The sequence below is a fragment of the Aquimarina muelleri DSM 19832 genome (genome assembly GCF_000430665.1).
Lineage (GTDB): Bacteria > Bacteroidota > Bacteroidia > Flavobacteriales > Flavobacteriaceae > Aquimarina > Aquimarina muelleri.
Window position 1 is genome coordinate 19,080 of sequence record NZ_AUML01000048.1, and the last position, 12,746, is coordinate 31,825.

Below are 12,746 nucleotides of genomic sequence, written 5' to 3' on the forward strand. Positions count from 1 at the left end.
ATTTTATTCTGATACTTGAGGCAAAAAAAGAACATTTTATTACAGTAAATTCAAATTGTAAATGGTATTACTTAAATAATAAAAACTTTATAAAGAGTATATATCTAAGAATAAATACCTTGTGTTATTTATGAGATCTTACTTTTTTTGATACCAAAATATACTGCTATACCTCCTGTAAAGAACATTAATAAACTGTATACTGCTGGAGCAACTGCAAACGAAGTATTATTGAGTAAAATAACTGCTATAGTTATGGCTAAAGTTCCATTTTGAACACCTGATTCTATAGCTATAGAGATAGCTCTCTTATTATTAATTTTAAATAATTTAGCCGAATAATACCCTACAGCCATCGTAACTATATTTAAGCATAAAGCGACTAGTCCTGCTTCTCGAAAATAGGATGCAAAATTATCTTTTTCCTTAAAAGTAATTCCTAAAATAACAAGTACAATAACAAGTCCAGAAGCTACTCTAACTGGTTTTGCCATCTTTACAGCAAAACTCTCATTATATCGCCTTATTAACATACCAATACTTACAGGGATAATGGTAATGACTAGTATCTGAATAATCGTAGAAACAACATCTAATCTAATGATTTGTTCTTGTTGTAAAAAATGAAGAAGTGCAAAATTTATAATAAAAGGAATCGTTAAAATAGTAACAAAACTACTCAATGCAGTAAGAGTAACAGATAATGCGATATCTCCTTTTGCTAAATGGGATATTAAATTAGATGTAGGTCCCCCAGGACATGCCGACAAAATCATAATGCCTATGGCTATCTCTGGTTGGATAGGAAATATGGATGCCAATGCAAATCCTAATATTGGTAAAATCAATATTTGGTTTATTAATCCTATTAATATTGCTTTTGGATAAATAAATATTCGTTTAAAATCATCAACAACAAGAGACAGCCCCATGCCTAACATTATTATAATAAGAGATATAGCTAAAATAATTGTTGATATGTTATCCATTTTTAATAGTTCTGATTGAATAAGCAATATACCAAAAATACAACTCCCCTAAATGAATCTCTAGTATATTCAAAAACTATCGTTAATCACTAAAAAATAATAACGGAGTGCCAGAAAACAACTTCGGAGTACCAAGAAATACCTTCTGAATCTCACGAAACATCTTCGGAGTGTCGGGAAACAACCTTGATGTGTTATGCAATACTCCCTGAGTGTCAAGAAACAACTTCGGAGTACCCAGCAATACCTTCTGAATTTCAGGAAATACCTTCGGAGTGTCGGGAAACAACCTTGATGTGTTATGCAATACCCCCTGAGTGCCAAGAAATAAAAGTAACTAGCTTGTAACTACCAAACGATACTACTCCAGAGAGTCTGTAACTCAATCCTGATCCTGATGATGGATTTTTAAAAATTGTAAATAGTCATTATTTTTAGCTACGATACAATACTTCGATTTATTAGTTTTTACCAGAGCCATATCCTTAGTATCTCCTTGTATGAACACCCCACTTTTTGTAGCAGGCACAGGTTTAAAACCTCCTTTTCCATTACCTTTTAGAAACAAACCGTATCCTGCATCATTTCTAGGAGTTTCTACTTCTGATGCATACAAATTTCCTGCTATTAGAGCGTCCAAATGACCGTCTTTATCAAAATCATTGACCAAAATTTGATTAATCGAAGATGTTTGAGCTTCTTTTGGTAATGGATGAAGCACAAACTTATCTCCTTTATTTTCTATATAAACACTTGCAAAGGATTGTACTTGATAATGTAGGGAAGATTCTAAGGATTTTTTGGTATACACATCAACTAATGTTGCTTCAGAAAAACTTTTATAATCTTTAAATTTATGTTTGATCGAGGCGATTTGATCTGATGAACATTCTCTTCCTCTTACTGGGTATTGTTGTCCATCATTATAATAACTTAGTACAATATCCTCCTTATTATCCTTATCAAAATCATTAACATAAATATCAAAGGTTTCATTTTCTGTAGCTTTGTATTTATAATTCAGCCCATTATTCCCTGCTATGTAATCCAGATCCCCATCATGATCAAAATCTCCTTGTGCAATACTCCACCACCAACCTGTAGTGGTACCTATTGTTAACCCAAGTTCTTTGGAAACATCTTTAAATCCTGTCTTTGTGTTTTTAAAAACTCGTATAGGCATCCACTCGCCAACAATTATAAAATCTAACCAATCATCATGGTTATAATCAGTAATTACAGCGCTTGTAGCCATCCCTAGATTGGTTAACTCTTTGGCAAAAACAGTAGTAACATCCTTAAATTGTACTTTTCCGTTATTCGTGTTATTTTGTAATAAATAACTATTTGCTGAAGCTGGATAATGCTCAGGAATCTGACGCCCCAAAACTAATAAATCTTGTTTTCCATCCTTATTAAAATCTATTGGATATACTCTAGATCCACTAGTTAAAAGTACTGGCAAAGCTTCTTTTTTTGCTTTAGAAAAAATTCCTTTACCATCATTGATATATAATCTATCTTGTAAGAATTCTGATTTTGAAGAAAACTCATACCCGCCACTTACTACATATATATCATTATCCCCATCTTGATCCGCATCAAAAATAACAACACCTATATCTTCATAAAGTTTATCCTTTTCTAGTGCATCAATATTTTGTTTTTCAAAACCTTTTGTATTCTGAAAAAACACATGACCAGAATATCCCGATGCGCCACCTACAAAATAATCATCTAATCCATCATTATTTAAATCTCCTACGGCTACTCCTGGGCCAAATGCTGACATTTTATGTGGAAGCAAAACTTGTTTAGAGAAATCATTATGCGCATTTTCTTGGTGTTTATGTTTTGGAAAAAACGGGCTTTTTTCTGTAGTAAATAACGTTGTTATTTTTTCTAAATCTTTTATTTTATAAGAGGTTACGGCATTCTCATATTTTAGTACTATTTTCTGATTTGCAGATATATTATGTAAGGTTTGAGACTTTCCATCTCCCCATATTACTTTTATTTTTTTTATTACTTTGGATTGTTGTAGACCAAAATGTAATTCTGGAGCAATCGATGACTGAAACCCTCTGGATAAGGTAAGCTCTTGCATTTGAGTTTGCCCATCTGTTGTTAGATACACTCTATTACCTATCCCAAACTTATTTTTATGGTTTCCTTTAAACTGGATGGTGATATAATTATTTTTTTTTGAACTCTTATTTTCAAAAACTGATGCATAGTCATCAATATTATTGGTTATCACTTCTAAATCTCCATCGGCATCCAAATCTGCATATACCACTCCATTAGAAAAACCTTCATACTCGATTCCCCAACGTTTAGTAACATCTTCAAAATTATAATTTTCAACATTATGAAACATATAATTTTCTATCTTTTCAGAAGGAATCATTAAGCTTCGCTGTAATAAGCTATCCTTTTTATTTTTTAGTTTACCTAAATTTTTAAAATAATCATTGTTATTAATCTCTCTTCTGGTGCCATTGGTAATGAATATATCTTTACGTCCATCATTATCAAAATCTGCAAAAAGAGGTCCCCAACTCCAATCGGTTGAAGAAGTGCCTGTTATTCTAGATACATTAGAAAAAGAAGGAATCCCATCCGTGGTTATTCCTGTATTTAATTGGAGGCAATTATGCATATATTGGTAATGAAAACCAGAATTGACCGTACTCCAAAATAGTTTGGGATTCATACTTGCCATATTAGTTTTTTTACGTTGATTGGTCTGCGCATCCATATCTACTTGAAAAATATCTAAATTTCCATCATTATTATAATCGGCAATATCGACTCCCATACCAAAAAATGCCGTGTGTGATGTTGCTTTTTTTATAACTTCTTGAAAAGTCCCATCTTGATTATTTATGTATAAATAATCCGGAGTACTAAAATCATTGGATACATATATATCTGGCCAGCTATCATTATTTAAATCTCCCACAGTTGCACTTAGTGTAAGCCCAAAACTTTTAACTCCTGCATCCGCTGTAATATCTGTAAATATATCTCCGTCATTTCTATATAGATGATCTGTTTCTATATCCTTGATATTCGACATTTTAAATTTATAATAGAAATTAGGAGCATTAAACTTTGTTGGTGGATAATTAGCTACATACAAATCTAAATCCCCATCACGATCATAATCAAAGAACACTCCCTGAGTACTGTTTCCTACATCATCAATACCATACTGGGATGCTTTTTCTAAAAATGTATTGTCTCCATTATTTAAAAATAGCTGATTTTTTTTGACACCAAATTTTCCGCTTACTGAACAATATATATCTAAAAACCCATCATTATTAATATCTACCATAGTCACCCCCGTATACCATCTATCATCTCCAGAAACTCCTGCGGTAATAGTAATATCTTCAAACTTAAGGTTTCCTTTATTGAGATATAATTTATTAGAAACCTGATTTCCTGTAAAGTATAAATCTAATAGTCCATCATTATTGATATCTCCTGTTGCAATACCTCCTCCCATATAAAGATAGGAGTATGTGAAATAATTTAAAGAATCCGTTTCTGTAAGTATATTTTGAAACTGAATACCTGTTGTAGAGGGAGGTAAGTTGCTAAATATTTGTTCATCAATCAATGTATGTCTTTGTGAACAATTAACTAATAGTATTAAACAAGAAAACAGGGTTGTAAATTTATGCATATCTCTATAAAACTATATATCAAGAACAACGTATTATATACAAACACGCTGCTCTTTAAAAAGTTCAAAAAAAATTAATTAGTATCCTTTGTTTTGCTTAATCTTTCCATTACTTACTGAAATAACAGTTTGTGGTATGGGATAGTGTTCGCTTTTTCCTGCAATAAAGGATGCACTGTTTAAATGAGACCGTTTTGTTACTTCAACATTTAAGTATGCGCTAAGTACCTTAGCTGCAACTTCTCTTCGCACCAAATCAAAAAATCGATGCCCTTCTAGAGCTGTTTCTATTCTATACTCATGTGCTACGGCTTTTATAGCTTGATCCTGATTAGCAAAATTACCATAGGTATTAATCATATAATTTGCTGCTGGATTTCCTGTCGGTTTTCCGTTTATATCTAATTCCTGAACAAAGTCATCCGGGTTAGCGGCACGTATGCGAACTCTATCTACTAATGACACTCCTAAATCTCCTTCTCCTTCTGCTGCCATTATTTCTGCTCTCCATAAAAGTATCTCTGCAAATCTGATGATATTCGTATTCATAGAACTAACTCCTGGAGCCCATGCTAAACCGGCATCTATACTACCATTTTCAAATTGGCTTTTTCTAAACAAAGTTACCTTTTGTAAATATGGCCCTCCATTAGGTTGGTTTCTAATCCATGATTGCCCTGGCATGATTCCCCAACCATTAAAATCAATCCCTCTACGTCCTACTTTCCAATCTAATCTAGGATCTAATTCTCCTGTATACGGAGTAAAATTATCATTAGAATCTATACCATCGTCATTCACTACATCTACGTCATTAAATGTTTCTAACAGCGGTAATCCTGATGCATCTGTTTTATAAGCATTTACTAAGTTTTGTGAAGGTTGAAAAAAACCACAACAAGAGCTTCCTGTAGGTGATGTTCCTACGGGAGCTCCATTAGGAAAATTAAGAGCATCTCCCCAATTAGCATTATCGTCTCCAGCAGAACCATCTCCTACTGTATTTTGTACTGCAAAAATAGATTCTACACTATTATTTGTCTCTGCATTAAAGTTATCCGAATATTTTGGTGTTAAACTAAATGGTCCAGAATTTATAATATCATCTAATAATGGTTTTGCTTCTGCATAATCTAATTGATACATATATATTTTGGCTAAATATGCTTTTGCAACCCAACTGTTTGCGGCTCCAACAAACCTGGAACTTTCTTTAAGATTATCTACAGCAAATATAAAATCAGTTTCTATCGCTCCCCAAGAATCCACCCCTACATTAGATTGAGAAGTGGTTACTGTTTCATCAATATATGGGATATTACCCCACATTTTCTTAGCCTCAAAATGATAGTGTGCTCTCAAAAATCTTGCTTCTGCTTCTAATTGAATAGACTCTGAGGTGGTAATCTCCTCTCTTTCCAATCCTTTTCTTACTCCTCTTATTGTTTCATTACTTCTTGCAACACCTTCAAAAACAGCATTCCATTTATACCCATAATACCTACTCTCATTAGCATTGGCAGCATACCGTTCTATATTATTGATTATAGGCTGATCTCCAAATTCACTCCCTTTATATGCATTATCAGAGGCTACTTCTCCATATACCCAGTTAGATGCTGCTGCTCTCCACATATCATCTGCATCCAAGTTTCCATCAAGCATACCATAAGCGGCAGTAAGCTGGGCGCTTACCCAATTAGCATCATAGGTAATCACATCTGTACTATACTGCCCTTGTAATGGAATTTCTAATTCTTTTTGACAAGACTGAAATGCTGTAATTAGTATTACTGATATATATACTAAATTCTGTATCCTTCTTGTTTTTATATATTTATATACTTCTCTCATCTTTCTTTCTTTTTAGAATGTAACATTTAAGCCTAAATTCAATGATCTAGAAACAGGATATGCTCCTCTATCCACTCCTATTTCTAGATTTGCTTGCTGTTGATTAGTGTAATTGGTAAGGTTTATTTCTGGATCTAAACCACTATACTTTGTAAAGGTTAGTAAATTTTTACCTTGTACAAAAAATCGTATTTTACCTACTTTTAATTTAGAAGTAATTTTTTCATTTAAGGAATATCCGAAAGATATGTTTTTCAATCTTAGATATGATCCATCTTCAATATAATAAGAAGATCCTACGGCTTCATCTGGACGTAATGTTAATGCTGGTAGTGATCCATTACGATTCGTTGAAGACCATGAGTTTTGTATATAATCGATACTCTTACCTCCTTCAAAATTATAGAAATCAGTCCAGAATTTTGTAAGATTATAAACATCATTGCCTTGTGATCCTTGAAAAAGAAAGGACATATCAAAGTTTTTATAATCTGCATTAAAATTAATACCATAGGTAAAATCAGGATGGGGGTTTCCTATAACATCTCTGGCATCTCCTGTAATAATAGCTCGACCTGTAGTCTGATCAATTCCTTGCCATGTATATCCTACAAAAGAAGATATTGGATTTCCTCTACCTGTATTAGTTGTCTCAAAACTGGTTTGTGATCCTAAAACAGGATTAGGGATTGGTGATGGATTATTTTTATCTAAAAAGTCTACATTATTATTATAATGCGATACGTTTACTCCTATAGAATATTTAAATTTATGATCTGGCGTATTAGAATAGGTTACTCCCAGATCAAGACCTCTATTGGTCATCTGTCCCAAGTTTCTATAAATAGTATTTACGGTGTTACCATATACTGTGGGATCTACTGGCGTTGGTAATAACATATCTTTGGTAACAGACTCGTATACATCTAAGTTTATATTAATGGCATTATTAAAAAATGTTCCTGCGATACCCAGATTAGTTGTCGTTGTTGTTTCCCAAGATAAATTAGGATCTCCTATGTTGGTTAAAAAATACCCTGTCTGCCCATTATAGTTATTAAAACTAAGGCTCGGCCCATAAGCAGTTACTCCTCTAAATGCAGGGATATTGTCATTTCCTAGTTCTCCCCAACTAAGCTTAAGTAATAAATTATTGATTATAGGTGAATCTTGTAAAAAGGACTCTCCTGAGATTCTCCAACCTACACTTACTGCAGGAAAAGTGCCTACCTGATTTCCTCCTTCAAACTTTGAGGACTCATCACGTCTTAATGTGGCACTTAATAGATATTTATCATCATAGGCATAATCGGCTTTTCCAAAAACTGAAAAACTTGAAGATTTGGATTGACCACTTCCTACATTTGATGCTCCTGTACCTGCGTTTAAAAAAGTAATATCGGGTGTTGTTAATAGAAAGCCTGAGACTTGTGCATAAAAGGTTTCAAAATTATTTCTCTTAAATTCTGTTCCTATAAAGATGTCTATATTATGTACATCTCTAACTCTTTTAGTATACTGAAGGATATTATACCAATTGGTATTGATAACATCTGTAGAGGTTTCTCTAAGTTGATTAACCGCTTTGGCTGAGGAATTTTCATAGTCTATTGGTTGAAAAAATGAAAATTTAGAACTACCTAAATCGGCTGTAAAAACTGTTTTTAATAATAGATCATTAGTAATATCTAGTTCTGCATATATAGATCCTATTGCTCTAAGTGTTTCTGTTACATTATTTTTATTTCTATGAGCTATGGCAACTGCATTGTTTCCAATACCTACTCCGGGTGTATTTGCTGTTCCTGCATAATTTCCTCCAATATCATAAACAGGAATCATAGGGTGCAATCTATATAATGCTGCAAGTTGACTATCGTTATTTTGATTATCATTATCATTTAAAGGGTCACTAATCCCTATTTTTTCTGAATAAGATACATTTAGGGTTTCTCCTATTCTAAAATTATCTTTTACATCAAATTCTGAGTTTACTCTAAGATTATAGCGATCAAAACTTGTTTCTATAGCTACTCCTTTTTGATCCAACACTCCTATTCCTACATAAAATTTTGAAAACTCACTACCTCCTCTAACTCCTATATTATGCTGTTGCACAAATGCCGAATTAAAAAACTCATCAAACCAATCTGTTCCATTTTTATTTGCTCTTGTAATTCTATTATCGGGATAACTATATGTACTTTCGTCTACTGTACCAGATACTCCTTGTGGTAGTATATAATCTGGTAAAATTGGTGTTGCACCTGATCCATATTGCGGGTGTGATATAGCAATACCATCATTTGCAGATGCTTGCCAGTATGCATCTGCTAATTGTTGTGGAGTTGCCATTTTTGGAAATACCGAATTTGGTATAAAGTCTACACCTGTAACTGCATTATAGGTAAATAATACTTTATTATTCTTTTTTCCATTCTTAGTAGTGATAATGATAACTCCATTTGCTGCTCCAATACCATATATTGATGCTGCAGCGGCATCTTTAAGTACTTGTATTGAAGCTATATCATCTGGATTAAGATCACTTAATCCCTGCCCTGTTTGTACTCCATCAATAACGTATAATGGATCATTACCATTTATAGTACCGTACCCTCTAATACGTACCGCCGCATTACCTCCAGGGCCACCCTCTACCCCTACTGTTACACCAGAGGCCTGCCCTTGTAAAGCTTGTTCAATACTTGATGGTGTAGTTGCTGCTATATCCTTAGATTCTACTACAGAAACTGAGCCTGTGATACTTCTGGTATTTTGCTTGGTATACCCTGTTACAATAACCTCATTTAACTCACTTGTATCTTCTATTAATGTAATATTTAACATCGATTGCCCTGAGTATTTGACTTCTTTAGGGCTAAAACCAACATAAGAAAACACTAAGATATCTCCTTCTAAAACCTCTAATTCATAATTGCCATCAAAATCCGTTTGCGTGCCTTTATTGGTACCCTTGATGATAATACTTGCTCCTGGCAAGGGTTCTTTTAATCCTGTAAGCACCTTACCTCGCAACATATTTTGCAAAGGATCTTTTATAAGCTTGTTAATATTGGCTTGTTGTTTCTGTACAGATATAACAACCTGCCTATCCATGATTTTATAAGTAAGGTTTGTTTTTATAAATGCCTCATCCAATATTTCTTTTATAGTGGATTGATTAAGGTATAGGGTAATCCTATTACTAGTATTGACTACATCGTCTTTATAAAAAAATATAAACTCACTCTTAGAATGGATTTGATCAAATAATTCTTCAAAAGTTCCGCCTTTTAGACTAATATCAAGCTTAGTTTGCGAATACGAATTATTCGCATATGCACTTGTTAATCCAAAACACAGAAATAAAATAAAAACTCTCATAATAGTTAATAAAAAACTGAATTTCTTCTTTTTAGGTAAAGAAGAAACGCTACTAACTTTTTTATTCATAATTTTGTTTTTTACATGTTAAGTATTGCGATATCGCAATATTTTGATTTTAGTCAGGAAATGTTGCCGCATTTTCTGACTTTTTTTATTAAGTATATTAGTTGGTTATTGTTTATAGCTATGTCATATTCTTTTCTGTTTTTTAATTAATTATAAATTCTTCATTTTGTTTTTTATAGCTTAAATCTGTTGATTGTTTAAGAATTTCTAAAACCTTACCAAGATTATCTGTTAAATTCAGATGTCCAGAAAATGTTTGTTTTTTAAGAATTTCGCTTTCGATAACAATCTTAGTATTATAGTATCTGGATAGTTTTTTAACAATAATATCCATTCGCTGGTTTTTAAAAATAAACTTACCATCACGCCAAGACATATATTTAGTAACATCTACCTTATCCTTATGTATTACTTTAGTTCTACTATCGTATACTGCAAGGGTTCCTGGAGTAATTTTAATCTTTGATTTACCAAAAATAGAACTGCCTTCGTAGTTTATTTCTACACTACCTTTTTCTAATGCTGTACTAGTATATGGATCATCATCATAACTACTAATGTTAAAGACTGTACCCAAAACCTTAACATCATAATTATTCGTAATTACATAAAAAGGTTGTTTTTTGTTATGTTTTACATCAAAAATTGCTTCTCCAATAAGGTGAACCTCTCTTTTATTTCCATTAAACACTACTGGATATGTAAGTTTTGAACCTGAATTAAGCCATACCTTAGTCCCTTCCGAGAGTGTGATTTCAGTTCTTTTTCCATAAGGAACAATGATTGTATTAAATTTATTCTTTGATGATTGAGTTACTTTTTTTGAGTTATTAATATCCACTTCACCTCCAGAGTTAGAGTATGTTATATTAGATGCTTTTTCTGTAATTTTTATTTCATCTGTTTTATTTAAAACTAATTTAACATCACCACTCTGATCAATACCTATTTTTGAAACATCTACATAATTTTTAATCTCTGAGTAGTCTTGATTAATACTATTATATATGGTAGAACCTATTATGACCACAATTACTGCAGCTACACTCATAAGGTATCTTCTACGCCTTTTCTTTGTTTTATAATTATGCGCAATAATAGAAGTGTCAATCCTAGATTTTAAGTGTCGTTTGTCTTCTTCTGTTAACATTTTGAGGGGGTTTAATATCAATTACATTTATATCATTATATTTAATAAAACATAAAGTAAACTACATAAAATAAAGGCCTACTATATTAAGAAAGCACCATAATCAAAAAGTATAGACAAAAAAAGTGTGTTTTTTTTATTTTACTTGTATTTCACTTCGTAGTTTTTTGACAGCTCTGTAGATAAGTGTTCGTACGGATTCTATAGAAATTCCTAAGATTATTGAAATCTCTTCGTATGATTTTTTTTCATCAAATTTTAAGAATAATCCTTTTCTTTGTTTGGTAGAAAGGGAAGTGAGTGCTTCAGAAAGTTTATTATTAATCTCAGAAGATTTTTCTGATTGGATAATGGAATCTTCTATTGATGAATATTCCGATTTAATCTCGTTTTTCTTCTCTTCTGTAGAGAATAGCTCAATTTTTGATTTAAATTTTCTGTTAATTTTCCTTTTAAGAGATGTCAAAAGATAATAGTTTACATTATCTACATCAGAAAGTTTTTTACGGTACTTATATATATCTAAAAAAAGATCATGAATACAATCTTTTACGTAATCTTTATCGTTTGTTTGTTGAATCCCGAAATCATAAAGAGAATTTACATACCTGTCATATAACTGATTATAAGCATCTAAGTCTCCTAATTTAATCTTTGCCCATAATATAGAATCTATAGTTTTAACAGATTGCATTTACACTATTTTATACATTAAAGAATTCTTAAAGAATTGGATGTATCACCACAAATTAAACATGGTTTTAACATTAATTAGGGATATAAATATAACTAAAAACAATTATAACTCTTTTTTAAAAAGGTTTTTTTGGAAAATTTTTATCAAAACCCAATTCATAAAATCTCTCCCAGTAGCATATTAACCAAAGTTCAAGCAATATTCGGATATATCATAAAAACAGTCAATTTAAGTGACTTTTTATATTAACCTCTCGACAAAACCTGTCTTGAACCTGTCACAAGACTCAATATAACGTGGATAAAAATTGTACTTTTAATTCAATATTCACATAAAGACAAAGATACTAATGGGTTATTCAATCAATAACCTCAGAGCAAGCTCATAAGAATGTTTCTGAAAATATATTTTGTTTTCGAGGCAAGAAAAGAAAAACAATTAGAAAAAGCTAAAGAACGAGGTCATAAAGGCATTGGCGTTTTCAGAAAAGTAGAAGATGCCGTTGTAAATAAAGTCGAAGATATTGGCATAGATGTAGAAGAAGGGTTTTCTGAAGCTTTTGAAGTATTAAAAGAAGGTAAAAAAGAAATCATGAAACTTATCATAAATATGAGTATGCATCCGAGCAACTACAGTATAGAATTTTCTTGATATCCAGGTAGTAATTCTTCTAATTTTTGTATGCTATGATCTGGTATTTTTTCTAAGGTATTAGCGAGCCATTCTCTTGGATTTATGTTTTGCATTTTGCAACTTCCAAAGAAAGAATACAGCATTGCTGCATTTTGTGCTGCTTTGTGTGATCCACAGAATAGATAGTTTTTTCTACCTATAGCCATTGGTCTTATGGCATTTTCTATTTTGTTATTATCTAGCTCTATTTTTCCATCCAGAAATATATTC

At 31.9% G+C, this 12,746-nt stretch carries 8 protein-coding genes; 1 reads left to right on the top strand and 7 read right to left on the bottom strand.

Annotation, left to right across the window (positions count from 1 at the left end):
- Window positions 1-128: 128 nt before the first annotated feature.
- From H527_RS0116735 to H527_RS0116760, 6 genes are all read right to left on the bottom strand, one after another.
- Window positions 129-989, bottom strand: a complete 861-nt coding sequence (locus H527_RS0116735) for a bile acid:sodium symporter family protein (RefSeq protein ID WP_027413759.1) — start codon at window positions 987-989, stop codon at window positions 129-131.
- A gap of 382 nt (window positions 990-1,371) precedes the next feature.
- The gene (locus H527_RS22440; RefSeq protein ID WP_081414633.1) at window positions 1,372-4,686 is read right to left on the bottom strand and encodes a VCBS repeat-containing protein; all 3,315 of its coding nucleotides are present in this window, start codon (window positions 4,684-4,686) and stop codon (window positions 1,372-1,374) included.
- Window positions 4,687-4,764: 78 nt separating this feature from the next.
- Entirely contained in the window at window positions 4,765-6,540 is a 1,776-nt protein-coding gene (locus H527_RS0116745; protein ID WP_035088591.1) for a RagB/SusD family nutrient uptake outer membrane protein, read from the bottom strand.
- A 12-nt stretch (window positions 6,541-6,552) separates the two neighbouring features.
- A complete protein-coding gene (locus H527_RS22445) occupies window positions 6,553-9,996 on the bottom strand; it encodes a TonB-dependent receptor (RefSeq protein ID WP_081414634.1) in 3,444 nt (1,147 codons plus the stop codon).
- Window positions 9,997-10,138: 142 nt separating this feature from the next.
- Window positions 10,139-11,146 carry a FecR family protein gene (locus H527_RS22450; protein WP_027413761.1) on the bottom strand — a complete coding sequence of 336 codons (1,008 nt, stop codon included), beginning with the start codon at window positions 11,144-11,146 and terminating at the stop codon, window positions 10,139-10,141.
- 136 nt (window positions 11,147-11,282) lie between these two features.
- Entirely contained in the window at window positions 11,283-11,840 is a 558-nt protein-coding gene (locus H527_RS0116760; RefSeq protein WP_027413762.1) for an RNA polymerase sigma factor, read from the bottom strand.
- A gap of 393 nt (window positions 11,841-12,233) precedes the next feature.
- Here H527_RS0116760 and H527_RS0116765 point away from each other — a divergent pair, with 393 nt between their 5' ends.
- Window positions 12,234-12,494, top strand: coding sequence for a hypothetical protein (locus H527_RS0116765; protein ID WP_027413763.1), 261 nt, complete (start codon window positions 12,234-12,236; stop codon window positions 12,492-12,494).
- Here the strand turns inward: H527_RS0116765 and H527_RS0116770 are convergent.
- The coding region (locus tag H527_RS0116770; protein ID WP_027413764.1) for a transposase domain-containing protein at window positions 12,473-12,746 on the bottom strand (274 nt) is incomplete at its 5' end. The genes H527_RS0116765 and H527_RS0116770 overlap by 22 nt on opposite strands.